The organism is Streptomyces yongxingensis, from assembly GCF_055597465.1.
On sequence record NZ_CM145717.1, the window covers coordinates 10791463 to 10813249 of the forward strand.

Sequence of the window (21787 nt, forward strand, 5' to 3'; positions counted from 1 at the left end):
CCGGAGACCAACTGATGGACACTCACGCCTTACAGGAACTCATCACCTGTGTCAATCGGGTGACGGAGACCGGCGATGTCGGGCTCACCCTCGCGGACGAGATGGCAAGGCCCCTCTCGGCTGTCCGGCAGGATTGGGACGACGAGGACACCGAGTCGTCCCAGGTGCTGGGTGTCTTCCACTTCTACCGCTATCTCGCGGCGCACGACCGCAACGACATGCTCATGGCCATCCAGGCGCTCACGCCCTGTCTCCTGTACGAGGACATGGCCCTGCCGCCCGACATGCTTCCCTTCCTCGCCGACTACGGCGTCTGCGAGGCGGAACGGCTGCGCGAGGACGCCCGCAGCTCACCCGATCCCGCGCTCGCCGAGCGTGCGGCGTTCGCCTGGCAGCGCATCGTCATGGCCACCGAAGACGGCCATCCGCAGCGCGGGGAGCGCGAGCGGGCCCTGGGGCGGGCGTGGCGACTGCTGGCCGCCCGGCGCGGCGACACCGCCGACCTCGACCGGGCCGTCGCCGCCGCACACGGGGCTCTTGTCCCGCACGGCCACCGGGACCGCCTCGCCACCTGCCATGAGCTCCTCCTGGCGCTGGAAGAACGCTACGAGGCGACCGGGAGCGCGGAGGATCACGAGGCCGCGCTCCGGTGCGCGGAGGAGCTGGCCGTATACGCACGTACCTCAGCGCGCGACGCCGTCGGATGCTCCCTCCTCTTCTCCTGCGGCGAGAAGCTCTACCAGCGGTTCCTGCGCGAGCCCGACACCACGGATCTGCGCCGCGCCATCGAATTCCTTCAGGATTCGGTCGAGTCCCCCGGCCCACAGCTGCCGACCCGGCTGCTGCTCCTGTCGCGTGCCCTCAGCCTCTGGTCCGCTGTCGTCCGGGATCCCGGCATCGTGACCGAGGCGATCGCCAGGGCCGAGCAGGCCGAGAAGCTGATCCAGCGGGACCACAAGGACTATCCGCTCGTCGAGTGGCACATCGCCTCGCTGTACTTCGTGCGCCACGGCACGACACACTCCGGCGAAGACCTCGACCGGGCCGCGGCAGCGATCGTCGAAGCCACTCTGTGCCTGCCCCGTGAGCCCAGGGCCACCGCTCTCCACTCCGACATCGCATTCGCCCAGTACGAGCGCACGGGGAACAGCGAGTACCTCTTGAGAGTCCTCAACTTGAGGGAGCGCGTACTGCGTAAACTCCCCGAAGACGACGACCTCTCCCGGGCGGATGCCCTCTACTCACTCAGCCAGGCCCAGATGCACTGGTACCGGCGGATGGGCTCCTTCTGGCATCTGGACAACGCGGTCGACAACGGCCGCGCCGCCCTCGACCTCGTGGCCACGACCGATGTGCGTCGCCGCCAGATGTTCCTGTGCGGGCTCGGCAACGTTCACATGGCGCGCTTCACCATGCGTAGTGAGCGGGATGCCCTGCCCGAGGCGATCCACCTGTTTCGGGAAGCCGTCGCCGACGCACCCGACCGCTGCCTGCCGCTTGCCCTGCTCGCCGCCGCCCTCGGGTGCCGGTACGACCTGACACGGGACATCACCGACCTCGACGAGTCCATCGCCGCGGGTGAACGCGCCTTGGAGTTCGCCTCCGCCCAGCAGCGGGCGGACATTCTGCGGGATCTCAGCGTCGCCCGCCGGCTGCGCTTCGGCGGCACCGGCGACGCCACCGATCTCGACCGAGCCAGGGCGGAGGTCGCCGAGGCCCTTGCCCTCCCCACTCTCTCGGCCCGAGCGCGGATACGGATCGGTCTGGAGCAGGCTGAGCTGGCGTCCCTTTCCTCGGGGCATCCCGCGGAGAGGCTGTCGGCCTTCGAGGCAATTGTCGAGCTGCTGCCCGAGGTCGGCCTGAGCAGCCCCTACCACGAGGACCGTGAGCACATGTTGTCCGTCCACGCCGGCCTGGGTGCGAAGGCAGCCGACGCCGCGGTCGCGGCCAACCGCCCTGATCGGGCCCTGGAACTCCTGGAAAAGGCGCGCGGGATCCTCGCCGACACCATGCCGACGCCGGGATGGCGCGGCACTCGGGCCACCACCGCTCGCCACCTGTGCCGTAACGCCACCCGGGGCCCGATCGTCACGGTCAGCGCGATCGAGACCGGCGGTCTGGCCTTGCTCGTCACGCCGTCGGGTGTCCACCCCGTCGCCCTGCCCGGCCTCAGGCTCCACAGGGCCAGGGCCCGGCACAAAGCTCTCAAGATGGCTCTTGCCTCCGGCGCCTGTGACGACGTCCTCGACGTTCTCGCCTGGCTCTGGTACGCGGCCGTCCGCCCCGTGCTGGAGGCGCTGAAGGCCGGGGGGTGGCAGGGGTCCCGCCTCTGGTGGTGCCCGGCGGGCGTGATGTCCCTCTTCCCCCTGCACGCCGCGGGCGACGGTCACGAGGGTGTCATGGACAGAGTGGTGTCCTCGTATCTGCCCACCGTCCGGTCCCTGCCCGCCGCGCGCCGGCGCCCCGCCTCCCCGGGCAAGGCCCTCGTGGTGGCCATGAGCAGAACTCCCGGGCAGGCTTCGCTGCCGGGTGCCGCATCCGAGGCGAACAGCCTCTCCCGCCTGCTCTCGGCCACGGTCCTGCACAACGAGCAAGCCACCCGCGACGCCGTCCTGACGGCCCTGCCCAGTACCCGGATCATCCATTTCGCCTGCCATGCGCAAGCCGATACCCGCGAACCCACCCGCGGCCGGCTGCTCCTCCATGACCAGCCACTCACCCCGAGAGACCTGCCGTTCGGCCTGGACGCCGACCTCGCCTACCTGTCGGCCTGCGCCACCAGCGATGTCATCTTCCTGGGCGCCGACGAAGCCGTGCACATCACCGGCGCCTTCCACCTGGCGGGCTTTCGCCATGTCATCGGCACCCACTGGCGCATCGACGACCTGGCGGCGGCCGATATCGCCGACCACTTCTACACCGTCATCGCGGCCCATGGCCCCGACCACGCAGCCCAAGCCCTGCACACAGCCACCGCGGAACTCCGTCGCGCGTACCCCGAGAGGCCCGATCTCTGGGCCTCCCACCTCCATGTGGGTCCCTGATACCGGGCCGGCTCCCGGTAACTCACCTGCGGATATGGGCCTTTCGGAATTCTGATACGTCGGAGGTCTTCCCCTGGGCTCATACGGCCTGCACCATGCCGGGTAGTTCACCACCGGATATGGGAGGCACATTCGTGACCCCGACAACAGGGAACGGGATCTCTCGAAGAGGAGTGATCGGCTCGGCGGCCGCAGCCGGCTCGGCGGTCGCGCTCGGCGCTGGAGGCCGGCTGACCGGCTCCGGTACCGCCTGGGCCGCGCCCCGGGGGCCCGGCGAGTCGGGAGACCTGCCCGAACGGCTGGCCAGGGCCGCCGCTCCGCGGTGGCGGCGGATGCCCGGCGACTGGAAGGACGGCCCCTTCCTCGGCAACGGGCTGCTCGGGGTGAACGTCTACCGGGGCGCCACGGCCAACTCCGTGAAAGTGATGGTCAGCCACAATCAGGTACAGGACCAGCGACCGCAGTGGGCCGCCACGTACGGCTATTCACGGCTGCCCATAGGACACTTCGACCTCACGCTGGCGGGCGAGGTGACCGGTGTCGACTGGACCCTCGACATCTGGGACGCCGAGCTGAACGGCACCGTCACCACCACCCGGGGCAGCGTCCGCTTCTCGATGCTGGTGCACAACGCCCGTACCGCGCTGCTGATCTCCACCCGGCCGAGCGCGGGCGAGGAGAGCGCGGCCTGGTCGTTCACATGGATGTCCGCCGCCTCGCCCCGGACGAAGAACAAGCCCGCCGACTACACCGGCAACCCCGACCCCCGCACCGGCTCCTCGGGCGCCACCCACTACGTCGAACAGCCGTTGATCGCCGGCGGCGGGTGGACCACCGCCTGGCGGGAACGCCGCGTCGGCACCGGCAGGCTGCTCGCCGCGCATATCGTCTACCGCTACCCCGACGACCTCTCGAAGACCACCGAACTCGCCGTCGCCGAGGTGGCGCACACCCTGGCCGAGGACCCGGACGAGCTGGTGCGCGAGCACCGCGACTGGTGGAACCGCTACTACCAGCGCAGCCTGCTCTCCGTGCCCGACAAGCGGATTCAGGACTTCTACTGGATCCAGCTCTACAAGGCCGCCTGCGCCACCCGCGCCGGAGGACCCTCGATGTCCGAATGGGGGCCGTGGTACCCGGAGACCGGAGGGAGCTGGACCGCGGTCTGGTGGAACCTCAACGTCCAGATCGCCACCTGGCTGATCCAGGGCTCCAACCACCTCGAACTCGACTCCGTCACCTCCACCTTCAAGAGTTTCGAGAAGAACCTGCCGCTGTCCCTCCCACCCGAGATCCCGAACGAGCAGATCTACGCCCTGGCCCACCCCTCCGACTGGACGCTGCGCCCCGGCACCCACACCGTCGGCGTCCCCGGCACCTCCACCAAGACCGACAACAACGGCAATCTCATCTGGGCCATGCACAACGTCTGGCTCAGCTACCGGCACACCATGGACACGCGCATCGTGCGCGACGTCCTCTACCCGATCCTCGTCAAAGCGGTGAACTACTACGACCACTTCCTCCACGAGGGTGGTGACGGCAAGCTGCATCTGCCGCTCACCCGGTCTCCGGAGTACGCGGACGCGGTGGACTGCACCTACGACCTCTCCCTGCTCCGCTGGGGCTGCGCCACGCTCCTCGACTGTCTGGGCATCCTCCGCACCGACAACCCGCGCGCCGGGCGCTGGCGGGAGATCCTGCGGCGTCTGGTCGACTATCCGCGCGACGCGACCGGCGTCACGATCGGCGCCGGCACCCCCCTCGCCGACTCCCACCGCCACTTCTCCCACATGCTGTGGCTGTACCCGCTGCACGAGCTCACCTGGGACCGGCCGGCCGACCGGGACCTCATGCGGACCACGTTCGACCACTGGGCCGAGGACCGCAGCCTCTGGGCGGGATACAGCTACGCGGCGGCCTCCTCGATGGCGTCGCGGATGGGGCGGCCCGAGGACGCCCTCGACTTCCTCACCACGTTCACCGGGAACCGCTTCGACGAGTCCTACATGGACTGCTACATGACCGCGAACACCATGTACGCGGAGGACGGCAACCTGGGCATCGAGAGCCCGCTGACCACGGCCCAGTCGATCCTCGACATGGGGATGCAGAGCCATGGCGGCGTCGTCAGGGTCTTCCCCTCCGTCTCACGGCGCTGGCCCGACGTCTCGTTCCAGGCCCTGCGCGCCCAGGGCGCGTTCCTCGTCGACGCGGACCGCTCCGGCGGCAGGACCCGGTGGGTGCGGGTCCACAGCGAGGCGGGTGCGCCACTGGTGCTGCAGCACGGCATCGCGGGCGCCATCGACGTACGGGACGAGCACGGCCGCCGGCTGCGGTACCGGGAGACGGGACCCGGCCGTATCGAGATCCCGCTCGGCCGGGACGAGACGGCCGTCGTCGCCCCGCGCGGCACCCACCCCGATCTACGGCCGCGCGACGTACCGGCCGTCGGCGACGCGAAGCCGTGGGGCCTGCCGGACTGAGCCGGGCGCCTGGAGGACGTCCAGTCCCGTCTCGTTCGCCCTGAGGGCCGGCACCGGCTGAAGTACGCTGTCGGCGCACTTCCGCGCCTGAAGCACAGCTCGTGCCGGCGCCCGGCCGGCCCGGCCCGCATGCGAACGGAGAGACAGCGCACATGGACGTCAGTGCCTACCTCGAGGCCGTCTACGGCAATCTCCACCGACGGGATCCCGCGGAAACGGAGTTCCATCAGGCAGCACACGAAGTCCTTCAGGCGATAGGACCCGTGCTCCAGGCCCACCCCGAGTACCTGCACGCCAGGATCGTGGAACGGCTCTGCGAGCCCGAACGACAGCTGATGTTCCGGGTCCCGTGGGTGGACGACCAGGGAACGGTGCAGGTCAACCGGGGCTTTCGGGTGGAGTTCAACAGTGCCCTCGGACCGTACAAGGGCGGGCTGCGGTTCCACCCCAGCGTCAACCTCGGCATCGTCAAGTTCCTGGGCTTCGAGCAGATCTTCAAGAACGCGCTCACCGGCATGGCGATCGGCGGCGGCAAGGGCGGTTCGGACTTCGATCCCAAAGGCCGCTCGGACGGCGAGGTCATGCGCTTCTGTCAGGCGTTCATGACGGAGCTGTACCGGCATCTGGGCGAGCACACGGATGTGCCCGCCGGGGACATCGGAGTCGGCGGCCGTGAGATCGGCTACCTCTTCGGCCAGTACAAGCGGATCACCAACCGCCACGAGTCCGGGGTTCTGACCGGCAAGCCGGTCGGCTGGGGCGGATCGCATGCCCGCACCGAGGCCACCGGCTACGGCGCGGTGTACTTCGCCCAGGAGATGCTCGCCACGCGCGGCCACGACTTCGACGGACGGCGGGTCGTGGTCTCCGGGTCGGGCAACGTGGCCATCTACGCCATCGAGAAGGTCCACGCCCTCGGTGGACGGGTGGTGGCCTGCTCCGACTCCTCCGGGTACCTGGTCGACGAGGACGGGATCGACCTGGAGCTGCTCAAGGAGATCAAGGAGGTACGCCGCGAGCGGATCTCCGCTTACGCCGAGGCGAAGGCGACCGCCCGGTTCTCCGCCCGGGGGTCGGTGTTCGACGTGCCGTGCCAGGTCGCACTGCCGTGCGCGACCCAGAACGAACTGCACCAGCAGGACGCCACCGCGCTGACGAAGAACGGTGTGCTGGCCGTGGCCGAGGGCGCGAACATGCCGTGCACGCCCGAGGCGGTCGAGGTCTTCCGCGGCGCGCGGATTCTGTTCGGTCCGGGCAAGGCCGCCAATGCGGGCGGGGTGGCGACCTCCGCACTCGAGATGCAGCAGAACGCGTCCCGCGAGAGCTGGAGCTTCGAACGTACGGAGGACCAGCTCGCCACCATCATGCGACAGGTGCATGCGCGGTGCCGCGCCACCGCGGAGACCTACGGCGGTGACGCCGACGACTACGTGCTCGGCGCCAACGCCGCGGGCTTCCTCCGTGTCGCCGAGGCCATGACCGCCCAGGGGGTCGTCTGAGCCCTGCCGTCGACATGACGAGGCGGGGGCCGCGTACATATCGGCCCCCGCCGGGTCACCGGAGCGCCGCGACGCTCCGAGGTACCGCTACGAGGCCGACGGTCCGGTCCAGTCGGCGGCCACATGGCCGATGCGCACCCGCTGCGGGTGGTCGCCGACCGACACGGACGCGGTCTTCTCGCCCGTCGCGAAGTCGATCGCGGTGACCCGGTCGGCGCCGCTCTCGGAGACGACGCACGCGGTGCCGTCGCCGCTGACCGTCGCCCAGTACGGCTTCGAGGCCGGCACCAGGGGGCCTTCCTGGAGCGATTCCCGGTCCACGACGGTCGCGTAGTCGTCCATCGTCCCGGCGACGCACAGCTTCTTGCCGTCGGGGCTCATCGACAGGCCGTGGTGGCGGGAGTCGTTGACCCAGGTGGTGCGGTCCTCGCTGGTCTCAGGGTTCTTCGGGAGGGTCTTCGAGCGGGTGATCTTGTCCTTGGCCACGTCGTACTCCAGGAACCCGTTGAAGAAGGAGACCTGGAAGTAGAGCTTGGACTCATCGGGGGTGAAGGCGACGGGCCGGACGGCGTCGGACAGGTCCTTGCGGCCGAAGGCGTCGAGCCGTTCGCGCATATCGATGACCTTGACCTGCCGATACGTGTTCGCGTCGACCACGGTGATGTGCCGGTCGCCCTTCGTCCAGTCCATCGACGGATCGTCCAGGGCGGTGTTGACCTCGCCGATCGACATGTTCCAGAGATACTTGCCGCCGTCGGTGAAGACGTTCTCATGGGGCTTGTCACCGGCGGAGAACGAACCGAGCTGCTTACCCGTCTCGATGTCGAGGACATGCACCGTGTTCGACGTCGAAGCCGACACCGCGACGCGTTTGCCGTCGGGGGACACGGCCATGTGGTCCGCGCGGAACCCCGACACGGGGAAGCGCCAGTTGATTTTGCCCGTCGCGACGTCGATCGAGACCACGTCGGCGAAGCTGGGCCGGGAGACGACGATGGCGGAGCCGTCCGGGGTCGAGTACATGTCGTCCACGAACTGGTCGTGCCCTTCACCCGGCCCCAGCCGGATCCCCAGGAAGAAGGCGAGCTTGATGGGGTTGAGGTAGATCTCGGTGAGCCGCTGGTCCTTGTCCGGTATGACGTTGATCCGGCCGATCCTGGCCAAGTCGCCGGTGGATTTGATGACGTCGGCGGTGCCGTCCCAGTTGTTGCCCACGAACATCACCTCCCGCAGGCCGGCCGCCTTCGGCTGTGCGGAGGCGCTCACCGCCGTGGAACCGGTCACGGCCAGCGCCACGGCGGCGGCGAGGGAGAGCATCATTCGGGTGGAGCCACGGTGCTCGGGAGCCATGGTCACTCCATTCGAGGTGGGATCTGTCATCGTCGGGGCGCCACTTACTGGAAAGTAATGAAGGTGGATACCTCTCACAAGAGCTCTGACGGCAAAAAATGACAGGCCCTCAACTTCACTGCGGAGAAGGTCCGCTTTGACGCACTCGCACCGGGGCATGTGCCCGCGGGTCCTGGAGCGGTCGCTCATGCCCGCTGCCCCGTGGCGGCGGTAGCAACGAGGGCCTCCTGGGTATCGGCGCGGACTTCGCCGTCCACACCGAACCCAGAAGGCCCTCGCCCCGTTCAAGCACCCCTCACGGCGCGTCGTTCGTCACAGACGCCCCGGACGACTCACCCAGGGCCTAGCCACCGAAGCTCACGCGGAGGCTGCCGTCCGCGGCGAAGGACCACTTCAGCGCGCCGGTGTAGGACGAGCACCGGGATCCGTTCGTCCCGGACCAGAACTGGTTCGAACTGTCGGCGTCACCGATGATGCGGTCCTTCGTGCCGCTGCTGCCGCCGCGGCACGACACATTGTCCCGGAACACCGAAGTCCCGCCGTCGAACGAGAAGTTGCGCTGCCCGTTGTCGATGCCGACGTTGCCCGACACCGACATATGGCCGGGGTTGCTGTTGTAGGTGAACCCGTGCTTGCCGTTGTGGTAGGCGATGCTGCGGCGGATGACGTGGTCGACGGCGATGTCCGAGCCGCCGAGCTTGTAGCCGTTGCGGTCGCCGTTGGAGTTCTGGGTGCCGTCCGAGAGGGTGCCGTTGCCGTAGGCGAGGGAGTCCTCGATGGTCACCGGGCCGATGGGGCCGGTGTCCTTCTTGGCGTAGAGGTCCCAGCCGTCGTCGATGTTGTTGTGGGACACGTCGTAGCGGAACACGTTCCCGGAGCCGACCGTGAGCTTCGCGGCGAATCCATCGGCGTCCTCGCCGTCGGAGTCGGCGTTGTCATGCGACTCCGAACTCACGACGAGGTTGTTCGACGGCCACTGGTCGTGGGGGGTGCCGGAGGCGATGCGGGAGATCTGGAGCCCGGTGTCACGGTTGAAGCGGGTCACCGTGCGCTCGATGACGTTGTTGCTGCCACCGACGAAGATTCCGTTGTCACCGGCGCGTTCGACGGTGATGCCGGAGACGTGCCAGAACGACCCGTTGAGGGCGAGCCCGCGGTTCCCCGGATCCTCGCTCATGGCCGAGAAGTTCAGCACCGGGGTCTCGCCGGGGTAGGCGACCAGCTCCTTGCGGGCGCTCGACGTGCCGTTGTTGCCCGGTGCGACGGTGACCGTCTGCGAGAGGTTGTAGGCCCCGCCGCGCACGTAGATCGTGCCGCCCGGGGTGATGCGGGTGATCGCCGAGGCGAGTGTGGTCGGAGAGGACTCCGTCCCGGGGGCGTCGGCACTGCCCTTCGGCGACACGAATAAGTCACCGGCGTCGAAGGACGCGGACTGCGCCCGAGAGACGGGCGGATGGACGGCGAGCAGACCCGCCGACGCGACCAAGGCCGCCGCCGCGGCGACGAGGGCGCGAGGGAATGTCCGAGAGTGCTTCATGGCGCTGAGACCTCCTGATGTGGGGGAGCTGTCGTGGAGACGACAGACAGCACATGAGAGCGATTGCTGACTGTTGCTCATCGTCAGAGCCCAGAGGTGAACGGGCATTTGATGGGTGACGGTGCAGCAATGCGAGTCGGAAAATTAGCAAGCGCTTGCAGGCAGGTCAATGTCCCTCACCAAGATGGCGCTGGGCCTTCCGGGCTTGTCGTGCGCCGGTTACAGTGGCGGGTTGGGAGCGCTCCCATACTTTCGATCCTCTTCGTCGACGCCGCTGTCACAGGTGTGGTCTAGCGTGCGGAATATGGACCTTGAGCTCGCGGGACGACGGGCGATGGTGACGGGGAGCAGCGGGGGCATCGGAGCCGCGGTGGCCCGGCGGCTGGTCGATGAAGGGTGCGCTGTGTTGGTGCATGGCCGCGACCCCGCGCGTGTCGGCGAGGTTGCGGAGCGGCTTCGTGCTGTCGGCGGGGTGGTGGACGTCGTGCTGGGGGACCTTGCTGATGAGGCTGCCGCCGAGACGGTGGCCGAGCGGGCCCGGGAGTGGGGCGTGGAGATATTGGTCAACAACGCCGGCCCGTTCGCCGAGCACGACTGGGAAACCGCGGAGCCGGCGGTGTGGCTGGACGCGGTGAACGGGAACGTCGTGTCCGCGGTGCGGATGATCCGGGCCGTGGTGCCTCAGATGCGCGAGCGCGGATGGGGGAGGGTGGTCAATGTGGGCAGCCGGGCCGCGACGACTCCGTTGCCGAACATGGTCGAGTATTCGGCGGCGAAGGCGGCGGTGGTCAACATGACGACCAGCCTGGCCCGGCATCTGGCCGGATCCGGCATCACCGCGAACACGGTGAGCCCCGGTGTCATCGTCACGGACGGCATGCGGCAGATGTTCGAGGACGGGGCGGCCGCACGAGGCTGGCCAGAACAGTGGACAGAGCTGGAACCCCTGGTGGTGGCCGAGTACGCTCCGAACCCGACGGGCAGGCTCGGCACCGTGGCGGATATCTCGGCAGCGGTCGCATTTCTCGCCGGCCCGCTGGCCGGCTACATCAACGGAATCAATCTGCGTGTCGACGGGGGCATCGCGTTGGTGCCGTAGTGAGCGTCCGGGCGCGCGGGTGTGCGGGTGTGCGGGCGGGTGCGCAGGTCGGGCGTGTCGTGCCCGCCAGGAAGCCACGACGGGACGTTGTGCTCACTGACCGGCCGGATCCACGTTGGCCCGAACGGTGGGACCGTCGAGTATTCCCAGCGCCGCCCTGGAAAGACTGTCTATTTCACCAGCGACAACGCCGGGGAATTCGGCGATGGTTCCGAATATCCTGCCGCACACGCCCAGCTGTCTGAGAAGGACTCCTTGGTCATGAACACCACCCCCCGTATCGCGATCGTCGGCGGTGGCCCGGGTGGCCTCACCCTCGCGCGCATTCTTCAGGCAGGCGGCATCGACGCGGTCGTGTACGAGCGCGAGTCCGCCGAGGCCGCCCGCGACGAGGGCGGCGCCCTCGACCTGCACCCCGAGTACGGCCTCCACGCACTGCGCGAGGCGGGGCTGGAGAACGAGTTCTGGGCCCAGGCCCGCCCCAGGGGGCTGGATGTGAAGATCCTCGGCAAGGACGCCACGGTCCATCCCCAGGACGTCACCCCCGAAGGCGACACGGGCCGGCCGGAGATCGGCCGCCGCGCCCTGCGCGAGATGCTCCTCGACGGCCTGGCGCCCGACAGCATTCGCTGGGGCCACAGCCTCGGCACCGTCACCGCCCTGGAGGGCGACCGCCACGAACTCCACTTCGACGGCGGTGCGGTGGATACCTGCGACCTGCTCATCGGAGCGGACGGCCTCTGGTCCCGTGTCCGTCCGACGCTCACCGAGGCCGAGCCCGTGTACTCCGGGATCAGCTGCATCGAGATCGGTGTCCCCGAGGCCCACCGCACCCAGCCGGCCCTGGCCGCACTCGTGGGCCGCGGCAACATGTTCGCGCTCCAGGACGACAAGGGCCTGATGGCGCAGCGGGACGGCGATGGCCGCCTGCGCATCCACATCGCCTTCCGCGTTCCCGAGGACTGGCTGACTACGAACGGCATCCCCTACGACCGGCCCGAGCGGGCACGCGCCGCGATCCTGGAGCACTTCACCGACTGGGCCCCACAACTGACGGACCTCGTCCGCCACTGCGATGACGCGATCGTGCCCCGCCCGCTCTACGGCCTTCCCGCCGGCACCAGTTGGCCGACCACACCGGGCCGCACCCTGCTGGGTGATGCCGCCCACGGCATGGTGTCATTCTGCTGGGGTGTCAATCTCGCCATGCGGGATGCCGCCGACCTCGCCCGTGCCGTCATCGGGGCCGGTGACGACCTTACGGCGGCGATCGCCGGGTACGAGAAGACGATGCGTGAGCGTGCGGCGTCCATGGTCAGGGAGTTGGAGGGAAACCCCGATGCGGGGACCGATCCGGGCGGCGTGCGGAACATCGGCGACTTCTTCTTGCGTATGGCCGCCCATGGGCAGCGGGGGAGCCGGCCGGCGTCCTCGGCCGAGCGGAGCCTGCCGCCCGTGGTGACGGATCGGCCCACCAAGATCGACCTGAACCTTCTGGTCCCGCTGAGCGCGCTCCTTTCGGAGCGGAGTGTCACCAGGGCCGCCGAGCGGGTCTCCGTCAGTCAACCCGCGATGAGCACGGCACTTGCGAAGCTGCGGCGGCACTTCAACGATCCGCTGCTGGTCAGGGCCGGGCGGACGATGGTCCTCACCCCGCTCGCGGACTCACTGGTCGACCCGGTCAAGGAGCTCCTGGGCGGGATGTACGGGGTCCTGGACCGTACGGAGGAGTTCGATCCGGCCACCAGCACCCGAACCTTCAACCTGGTCGCCGATGACTACGTGACCATAGTGATGCTGCGTCCGTTGCTCAGCGAGCTCAGCGAGGCGGCCCCGGATGTGCGGGTCAGCGTCACCGGGGTGCACACCGGCATGTTCGACCGGTTACGCCGTGGCCAGTCCGACCTGCTGATCTGGCCGCCGAACGCGCTGGCCGACGAGCTGACGTCGTTCTCCCGCGGCGATCTGCCCCCGGACGAGCTGGTCGCTGTCGTCGACGGTGACCATCCCGATGTGGGCCCGAGCCTGAGCCTGGAGGAACTGGCCGGCCTGCCCGGTATCGGGATCGGCTCGCAGGCCACGCCGCTGTCGGGCTTCACCCTAGGCGAAGGCGGCGTGTCCGGCCGGACCGTGGCGATGAGCGACACCTTCGTCGGCGCGGCCTGCCTCGTGTCCGGCACCCGGATGGTCGCGGTGATCCCCCGACGGCTCTTCGAGCGGCTGGGGCCTGCGATGGGCCTGCGGGCGGTGCCCCTGGAGCCGGTGGGGGAGCTGACGGAAGCGATGTACTGGGATCCCCGGCACACCGCGGATCCGGCGCACCGCTGGCTGCGCGAGCGTATCCAGGAGATGGCAGCACGGCTGTGACCCCACGCTTCGTGTACCGGATGTGGGCTGTTTATGCGATACGTCCGGTATCCATGGCGCGGATGGTCGTGATCGATGCCAGTTGCCTTCCGGGCGATCACCGAGCTGATTAGCGTCTCCGGTCAAGGCGGCGAAAACCTGTCGCTGCCAATGACTCGGCGATGGATCTGGTTTCGCCCTGCGGCATTCCGCTCGCATGGGAAGCATTTTCCGGACGAAGTCCTCCCGCCGCTTGTCCTGTCTCGCGGGGAGGAAAGGTTGGCTGTGTCCGTCGCGCCTTCCACGGGCGCTCACGCGTCGGTGCCGATCGCGATCACAGGTATTGCCTGCCGTCTCCCCGGCGGCCGGAACCCGGAGGAATTCTGGCGGTTGCTCAGTGCCGGGAGCCATGCGGTCGACGGGACCGCGCACGGGCGCTGGAGCGCCGAACAGGCCGTCGAATCAGGCGGCTTCCTCTCCGAAGTGGGCCACTTCGACGCCGAGTTCGCCGGAGTCACCGCGGCCGAGGCGGCCGCGATGGATCCACAGCAGCGGCTCGCGCTCGAACTGGCCTGGGAGGCCATGGAGTCCGCACGGTTCGTGGCGGACCCCCGTCGCGACAGCCGCTCGGGTGTGTACCTGGGGGTGTCGTCCGACGACTGGTCCGCCCTCACCCGGGCCCGCCGCACGGCGGAGGACCGCTACACCCTGACGGGCACCCACCGCTCCATGATCGCCAACCGGGTGTCGCACCTGCTGCGGCTGGGCGGCCCGAGCATCACCGTCGACTCGGGGCAGTCCTCCTCCCTCGTGGCGGTGCACCTGGCCTGTGACAGCATCCGCCGCGGAGAGGTCGACCACGCCTTCGTGGGCGGCGTCAACCTCAACCTCGCCCCGGCCTCCGCGAGGGCGGTCGACGCGCTCGGCGTCCTCTCCCCGGACGGCCGCTGCTACACCTTCGACGAACGGGCGAACGGCTATGTGCGCGGCGAGGGCGGCGCCATGATCGTGCTCAGGCCGCTCGCCGACGCGCTGCTGGACGGGAACCGCGTGCACGGCGTGATCCTCGGCAGCGCCGTCAACAACGACGGTGCCGGTCAGGCGGATCTGACCACACCGGACCGCGCGATACAGACCGAGGTGCTGCGCGCCGCCTACCGGGCCGCGGGAGTCGAACCCGGTGCCGTGCAGTACGTCGAGTTGCACGGCACCGGGACCAGGGCCGGTGACCCGGTCGAGGCGGCCGCGCTGGGAGCGGCACTCGGCTCCGAACGGCCGGAGGACACGCCCTTGCGGGTCGGCTCGGTGAAGACCAACATCGGTCACCTCGAAGGCGCGGCCGGAATCGCCGGGCTGCTCAAGGTGATACTGGCCCTCACCCACCGCCGGCTGCCCGCGAGCCTGAACTTCGCCCGGCCCAACCCGGCGATCCCGCTGTCCGAGCTGAACCTGCGGGTACAGACCGAGACCACCGCTTGGCCGGACGAGGACCGGGCGCTGGTGGCGGGGGTCAGCTCCTTCGGTATCGGGGGCACCAACTGCCACGTCGTGCTCGCCGAGCCGCCCTCCGTCGAGCCACCGCCGCCCGGTGAACCCCCGGTGGTGACGCCGTGGGTCCTGTCCGCCCGCACCCGGCAGGCGCTGCGCGGCCAGGCGGAACGCCTCCTCGGCCACCTGGACGACCACGATCTGCCGCCCGCCGACGTCGGATACTCGCTGGCCACCACGCGTACGCCCCTCGAACACCGCGCCGTGGTCTTCGACCGGCAGGAGCTGGCGGCACTCCAGGAGCAGCGGCCGGGACCCGTGCTCGGAACGGCGCGGGATCCGGGGCGGACCGTCTTCGTCTTTCCCGGTCAGGGCTCCCAGTGGTCCGGTATGGGACGGGCACTGCTGGAGGAGTCGGCGGTCTTCGCCGCCCGGATGCGGGAGTGCGCACGGGCACTGTCCCGGTTCGTCGACTGGGATCTGTTCGATGTACTGCGCGAACCGATGGCCCGTGACGATGTCGTGCAGCCGGCCACCTTCGCGGTCATGGTGTCGCTGGCCGAACTGTGGCGATCCCACGGAGTGCGGCCGGACGCGGTGATCGGGCATTCGCAGGGCGAGATCGCCGCCGCCTGCGTGGCCGGAGCGCTCAGCCTCGAGGACGCCGCACGTGTCGTGGTGTCGCGCAGCAGGGTTGTCGACGCGATCAAGGACAGGGGCCGCATGGGCCTGGTCGCCCTGCCCGCGGCCGAGGTCGAGCCGTTGCTGCCGCACGGTGTCACGATCGGGGCGGTCAACGGCCCACGTTCGGTCGTGGTGTCCGGCGACGCCGAGCCGGTGCGGGAACTTCTGGAGTCCCTGTCGGCCCGGGGAGTGTGGGTGCGCACGGTGCCCATCGAGTACGCCTCGCACTCCCCGCACGTGGCCGACATCCGGTCGGCATTGCTCGATGAGCTGGCCGCCATCCGCCCCACCCGCTCCGTGGTCCCGCTGCTCTCCACCGTCACCGGGGACTGGGCCGACGGCACCGAACTCGACGCCGCCTACTGGTACCGCAATCTGCGGGAGACCGTGCGGTTCGAGGCCGGTGTGCGCGCGCTGGACGCCGAGGGCTTCACCGGGTTCATCGAGTGCGGCCCGCATCCGGCCCTGGTCATGCCGGTCCAGGAGACCGCCGGGCCCCAGGCCGTCGTCGTGGGCTCGCTGCGCCGTGACGACGGTGGTATCGGGCGCTTCCTGCGGTCGGTCGCCGAGGCCCATGTGCGGGGGGTGGAGGTGGACTGGCGGCCCGCATTCCCGGACGGCCGGCCGGTGGACCTGCCCACCTACGCGTTCCAGCGCAGCAGGTACTGGCCCGGCGAGCCGACCGACGAGTCGGCTCACGAGTCGGCCGCGGGGACACCGCGGGCGTCGCGGCAGACAGCGGAGCAGCGACGTGAGGCCGCGTTGCACCTGGTGCGTGAGCACGGCGCCGTACTGCTCGGCCGGGACGATCCGCGGTCGTTGACCGTGACGGAGACGTTCCGTGACCTGGGCTTCGACTCGCTGACCTCCGTCGAACTGCGCAACCGGCTCGTCGCGGCGACCGGCCTGGCGCTCTCGTCCGCCGTGCTGTACGACCATCCGACCCCCGCCGCGCTGGCCGAACACCTTGCCGACCGGCTGGGCGGTGAGCGTCCCCGGGCCGCCCGGACAGCGGTCGCCGCCGTCCCGACGGCGACGGACGACCCCATCGCCGTCGTCGCCATGAGCTGCCGGCTTCCCGGCTCGGTGACCTCGCCCGAGGACCTGTGGGACCTGGTGATGGGGGAACGCGACGCCATCAGCGACTTCCCCACCGACAGGGGCTGGCAGGTCGCCCCCGGCAGCACCGCCACCCGGCAGGGCGGATTCATCGACGGCATCGACCAGTTCGACGCGGCCTTCTTCGGCATCTCCCCGCGCGAGGCCACGGCCATGGACCCGCAGCAGCGCCTCCTGCTGGAGGGCACGTGGGAGGCGCTCGAACGGGCGGGAATCGTTCCCGAGAGCCTGCGCGCCACCCGGACCGGAGTGTTCGTCGGCGCGACGGCCCAGGACTACGGGCCGCGCCTGCACGAAACGGCGCACGGTGCCGAAGGGTTCCTGCTCACCGGTACGAGCACGAGCCTGCTGTCCGGTCGCGTGGCCTACACACTCGGCCTGCGGGGGCCCGCCGTCACCGTGGACACCGCGTGCTCGTCCTCGCTGGTGGCCGTGCATCTCGCCGTCCGGTCACTCCAGCAGGGGGAGTGCTCGCTCGCCCTGGCCGGCGGTGTGACCGTGATGTCGTCCCCGGGCATGTTCGTGGAGTTCAGCCGTCAGGGCGGTCTCTCACCGGACGGGCGCTGCAAGGCGTTCTCCGCTCGGGCCGACGGCACCGGCTGGGCCGAAGGGCTGGGTGTGCTCGTGCTGGAGCGCCTGTCCGACGCCCGGCGCAACGGCCATGACGTTCTCGCGCTGATCCGCGGCACCGCCGTCAACCAGGACGGGGCCTCCAACGGGCTCACGGCGCCCAGCGGGCCGGCACAGGAGGAGGTCATCCGCCAGGCCATGGCCCAGGCCCGGCTGGCGCCGGACGATGTCGACGTGGTCGAGGCGCACGGCACGGGCACCGTGCTGGGCGATCCGATCGAGGCGCACGCCATCCTCGCCACCTACGGCCAGGACCGGGAACACCCCCTGCTGCTCGGCTCGCTCAAGTCGAACATCGGCCATACGCAGGCCGCCGCCGGGATCGCCGGGGTCATCAAGATGGTGCAGGCCATGCGGCACGGCATCGCGCCGAAGACCCTGCACATCACCGACCCGACCGCGCACGTGGACTGGACGGCGGGAGCGGTGCGCCCGCTGACCGAGGCCGCACCGTGGCCGTCGCGCGGCCGCCCGCGCCGCGCCGCCGTCTCCTCGTTCGGCATCTCCGGGACCAACGCCCACATCGTCGTCGAGGGCGTCCCCGGACCCGGTCCGGACCGCACGCCCGACAGCGGCGGCACCATGCCGCTGCTGCTGTCCGGGCACACCGGGCAGGCGGTGGTCGACCAGGCACGGCGACTGGCCGTGGCGCTGGCCGGGGCCGCCCCGGACGACGTCGCCTTCTCGCTGGCCACCACCCGGCAGCACCGGCAGCACCGCGCGGTCGTCGTCGGCGGGGACCGCGACACGCTCCTCGCGGCGCTGGGCTCCCTCGAGGCCGACGACGTGTGCACGGCGTCGGCCGGCGCACTCGCCTTCCTCTTCACCGGCCAGGGAAGCCAGCGCGGCCGGATGGCGGCGGAACTCCACGCCCGGTACCCGGTGTTCGCCGAGACGTTCGAACGCGTGTGCGCCGGATTCGATGAGCACCTCGATGCCGGGCTGAAGGCGGTGGTGTTCGACGGATCGGATCTGCTCGACCGGACCGCTTACACCCAGGCGGCGCTGTTCGCGATCGAGGTCTCGCTGTTCCGGCTGGTCGAGAGCTGGGGACTGCGTCCCGACTACCTCGTGGGGCACTCCATCGGTGAACTCGCCGCCGCGCATGTGGCCGGTGTGCTCGGTCTGGCCGACGCCGTGACGCTGGTGGCCGCGCGCGGCAAGCTGATGCAGGCGCTTCCGGGTGGTGGCTGTATGGCCGCGATCGCGGCGACCGAGCAGGAGGTGCTGGCCCGACTGCCAGAGGCGGACGGGCACGTGGAGATCGCCGCCGTCAACGGACCGCGGGCCGTGGTGATCGCCGGGGACGAGCGGGCCGTCACCGGGCAGCTTCGGTACTGGGAGCAGCGCGGCCGCCGCACGCGCGGGCTGCGGGTCGGCCACGCCTTCCACTCCGCCCATATGGAGCCCATGCTCGCCGACTTCCACGCGGTCGCGGAGAAGCTGACGTTCCACGCGCCGACGATCCCCATCGTGTCCAATGTGACCGGCCGGGTGGCCGCCGACGGCGAGCTGTGCTCCCCGGAGTACTGGGTGCGGCATGTGCGCGCGGCCGTGCGGTTCGGCGACGGCGTGCGGTGGCTCTACGACCACGGCGTCACGGACTTCCTGGAGCTCGGGCCGGATGCCGTGCTGACGACGCTCGGGCCGGAGTGCGTCGACGGGGACGCGCGGTTCGTGCCCGCGTTGCGCCGTGACCGCCCGGAGGTGGCCACGCTCACCGAGGCGGTGTCGAGGCTGTACGCACACGGTGTCGCCCTCGACTGGGCAGCGGTGTTCGACGGCACCTCGGCACGACGCACGCAGTTGCCCACCTATCCGTTCCAGCGCAGGCGCTACTGGCTGGACCAGCCTCCCGGCGCCGGGTCCTCGCCGGGCGCGGTCGGGCTGCGCCCGGCCGGGCATCCGCTGCTCGGCGCGCGGATCGCGCAGCCCGAAGGCGACGCCGTGGAGTTCACCGGTGTGCTGTCCACGCACACGCATCCGTGGCTGGCCGACCACGTCGTGGGCGGCACCGTGCTCGTCCCGGCCACCGCCTTCCTCGAGATGGCCGTGCACGCCGGTGACGTGACGGGCTGTCGCACCGTCGAGGAACTGGTGATGCTGGCGCCACTCGCGCTGCGGCCCCACGAGAGCGTCGAACTCCGGGTAGGCGTGCGGGAGGAGGACGCCGAGGGGCGCCGTGCGCTGAGCGTGCACTCCAGGCCGGCGGACGGCGATGCCGAGTGGACACGGCATGCGACCGCCACCCTCGTCCCCGCGCCGGACGCCGCCCAGCGGGTCCTCGGCCACTGGCCGCCGGTGTCCGCCGTCGAGCTGTCCACGCGGGACCTCTACCGCGGCCTGGCCCGGTGCGGGCTGGAGTACGGTCCGCGGTTCCGCCACGTACGCCGTGTCTGGCGCGCCGACGACGAGGTGATCACCGAGGTCGAACTGGACGTGGACCTCGCGGGCCGGGCCGGCGAGTTCGCGCTGCATCCGGCGCTGCTCGACGCGTGTCTGCACGGTGCCGGTGCGCTCGGCCTCTTCGACGGCGCGAAGCTGCCGTTCTCCTGGCGGAAGACGGTCGTCCACGCCACCGGTGTCGCCGCCGTCCGGGCCCACATCAGACGCACGGGTGAGGACACGGTGTCGCTGAGGATCACCGACACCGCCGGGGGAGCGGTCGCCGACGTCGAGGCGCTGAGTGTCCGTACCGCAGGACCCGTGGCGCACGGCGATCCGTTCCTGACGGTCGACTGGGCGCCGGTCGCCCCGGCGTCCATGACGTACCGCGTCGCCGTACCGGACAACGGCGATCTCTCCGGTTGCGCGGAGGAGCGTCCGGATCTCGTGGTGGTGCCGGTGCCCTCGGAAGCGGACCCGACCCTGCCCGGCGCCGCCCACGCGATCGCCGGTCGGGTGCTGGAACTGGTGCGCTCGTGGATCACTGACGAGCGGTTCGCCCCGGCTCGGCTGGTGCTGGTGACGCGGTCGGCGGTGGCCACCCGGAACGGCGAGGAGGTTCCGGGCCTCGCGCAGTCCCCGGTGTGGGGCCTGGTGCGTACCGCGCAGCGTGAGCACCCCGGCCGGTTCGTCCTGCTCGACCTGGACGTGGACGTCGAAGCGGCGCGGGCCGTCCTGGACGTGCTGCCGCCGGACGAGCCGCAGTTGGCGGTGCGTGCGGGAACACTCCTCGCCCCTCGGCTGACCCGCGGACCCGCGCCCGCCGCCTCCCGTGGATGGAACCCCGACGGCACCGTGCTGATCACCGGCGCGTCCGGGGGGCTCGGCCGGCTGGTCGCCCATCGGCTGCTCACCGAGCACGGCATGCGCCACCTGGTGCTGGTCGGCAGGCGGCCGGTGAACCCGGAGGAGTTCGGCCCCGGGGTCAGCCGGCGGTCCTGCGACATCACCGACCGCGATGCGGTGGCCGGGCTGCTGGCCTCGATCCCGGCCGAGCATCCGCTCACCGCGGTGGTGCACGCGGCAGGCGTCCTGGACGACACCGTGATCTCCGGGCTGACCACCGAGCGGCTGTCATCGGTACTGCGTCCGAAGGTGGACGGGGCCTGGCACCTCCACGAGTTGACCCGGCACCTCGCTCTCGACGGGTTCGTGCTGTTCTCCTCGGCCTCCGGCGTCCTCGGTGCGGCCGGGCAGGCGAACTACGCCGCCGGCAATACGTTTCTGGACGCCCTGGCCCAGCACCGCGCGGCCCAGGGGCTGCCCGCCACCTCGCTCGCATGGGCTCCGTGGGAGCACACGGGCATGGCCGCCGAGCTGTCCCGCGCCGACCTCGACCGGCTGGCGGACATCGGCATGCCAACGCTGTCCACCGAGGACGGCTTGGCGCTGTTCGACACCGCGCTGCGACGGGACACCCCGCTGCTGGTGGCGGTGGGCCGGAAGGCCGGACAGCCGCGGTCCGTGTCCGACGACCCGGGGCCACTGTCCCGTGGCCTGGTTCCGGCGGCATCGAGGACGCGGCCCGAGCGGGACGCGTCCCCACTCGACCTGGTACGGCGGGAACTGGCCGGCTGCCTCGGTCAGGGCCCCGACGAGGTGATCGACCTCGATCGCGGCTTCCGGGAACTGGGCGTGGACTCACTGATCGCCGTCGACCTGCGCAACCGGCTCAACCGGGTCACCGGACTCACCCTGACCCCCACGGTCGTCTTCGACCACCCGACTCCGAACCGGCTGGCCGCCCTGATCGCCCAGAAGATGGAGCCCGCCGCACCGGAGCCGGTGGACGAAGTGGCGTTGCGCAGGGCTCTGGCCACGCTGCCGGTGGCACGTCTGCGCACCGCGGGTCTGCTGGACCCCCTTCTCACGCTGGTGGCCGAGTCCTCCGCCCAGGCCGGCAGCGACGAACCGGCAGGCCCCCACCGGCCGGACGGCGCCGATGAACCGGGCGGCCTCGACGAACTGGACGGTCTCGACGAGTTGGACGGCCTCGACGAGCTGGACGCGGACGACCTGGTCAGGCTGGCCCGTCGCAGCCTGGAATCCTGAGCGAGCCG

Annotated in this window: 8 protein-coding genes; 6 read left to right on the forward strand and 2 right to left on the reverse strand. The window is 70.4% G+C overall.

Annotation, left to right across the window (positions count from 1 at the left end; translation table 11 throughout):
* Positions 1–14 precede the first annotated feature (14 nt).
* The 3 genes from ACZ6TD_RS45780 to gdhA all read left to right on the forward strand — a co-directional run bounded on the left by ACZ6TD_RS45780 (position 15) and on the right by gdhA (position 7029).
* Complete coding sequence (locus tag ACZ6TD_RS45780) at positions 15–3044, forward strand: CHAT domain-containing protein (protein ID WP_471347889.1); 3030 nt, start codon at positions 15–17, stop codon at positions 3042–3044.
* A gap of 134 nt (positions 3045–3178) precedes the next feature.
* The gene (locus ACZ6TD_RS45785) at positions 3179–5530 is read left to right on the forward strand and encodes a glycosyl hydrolase family 95 catalytic domain-containing protein (RefSeq protein ID WP_471347891.1); all 2352 of its coding nucleotides are present in this window, start codon (positions 3179–3181) and stop codon (positions 5528–5530) included.
* Positions 5531–5682: 152 nt separating this feature from the next.
* On the forward strand, positions 5683–7029 hold the full coding sequence (gene gdhA / locus ACZ6TD_RS45790; protein ID WP_471347893.1) for an NADP-specific glutamate dehydrogenase: 1347 nt from the start codon (positions 5683–5685) through the stop codon (positions 7027–7029).
* 87 nt (positions 7030–7116) lie between these two features.
* Here the strand turns inward: gdhA and ACZ6TD_RS45795 are convergent, their stop codons facing one another.
* Entirely contained in the window at positions 7117–8379 is a 1263-nt protein-coding gene (locus ACZ6TD_RS45795; RefSeq protein WP_471347895.1) for an outer membrane protein assembly factor BamB family protein, read from the reverse strand.
* A 343-nt stretch (positions 8380–8722) separates the two neighbouring features.
* Positions 8723–9916: a right-handed parallel beta-helix repeat-containing protein gene (locus ACZ6TD_RS45800; protein WP_471347897.1), complete on the reverse strand. Its 1194-nt coding sequence runs from the start codon at positions 9914–9916 to the stop codon at positions 8723–8725.
* A gap of 304 nt (positions 9917–10220) precedes the next feature.
* Between ACZ6TD_RS45800 and ACZ6TD_RS45805 the strand changes: the two genes are divergently transcribed.
* The 3 genes from ACZ6TD_RS45805 (at position 10221) to ACZ6TD_RS45815 (ending at position 21779) form a co-directional block, all read left to right on the forward strand.
* On the forward strand, positions 10221–11015 hold the full coding sequence (locus tag ACZ6TD_RS45805) for an SDR family NAD(P)-dependent oxidoreductase (protein ID WP_471347899.1): 795 nt from the start codon (positions 10221–10223) through the stop codon (positions 11013–11015).
* A 261-nt stretch (positions 11016–11276) separates the two neighbouring features.
* A complete protein-coding gene (locus tag ACZ6TD_RS45810; protein ID WP_471347901.1) occupies positions 11277–13382 on the forward strand; it encodes a LysR substrate-binding domain-containing protein in 2106 nt (701 codons plus the stop codon).
* Positions 13383–13646: 264 nt separating this feature from the next.
* Positions 13647–21779 carry a type I polyketide synthase gene (locus ACZ6TD_RS45815; RefSeq protein ID WP_471347903.1) on the forward strand — a complete coding sequence of 2711 codons (8133 nt, stop codon included), beginning with the start codon at positions 13647–13649 and terminating at the stop codon, positions 21777–21779.
* Positions 21780–21787: the final 8 nt, after the last annotated feature.

Excerpts from the sequence above, each read along its gene's own strand:
- ACZ6TD_RS45780 (WP_471347889.1), top strand. The coding sequence starts at position 15 with ATGGACACTCACGCCTTACAGGAACTCATCACCTGTGTCAATCGGGTG.
- gdhA (WP_471347893.1), top strand. The coding sequence starts at position 5,683 with ATGGACGTCAGTGCCTACCTCGAGGCCGTCTACGGCAATCTCCACCGA.
- ACZ6TD_RS45795 (WP_471347895.1), bottom strand. The coding sequence starts at position 8,379 with ATGGCTCCCGAGCACCGTGGCTCCACCCGAATGATGCTCTCCCTCGCC.
- ACZ6TD_RS45800 (WP_471347897.1), bottom strand. The coding sequence starts at position 9,916 with ATGAAGCACTCTCGGACATTCCCTCGCGCCCTCGTCGCCGCGGCGGCG.
- ACZ6TD_RS45805 (WP_471347899.1), top strand. The coding sequence starts at position 10,221 with ATGGACCTTGAGCTCGCGGGACGACGGGCGATGGTGACGGGGAGCAGC.
- ACZ6TD_RS45810 (WP_471347901.1), top strand. The coding sequence starts at position 11,277 with ATGAACACCACCCCCCGTATCGCGATCGTCGGCGGTGGCCCGGGTGGC.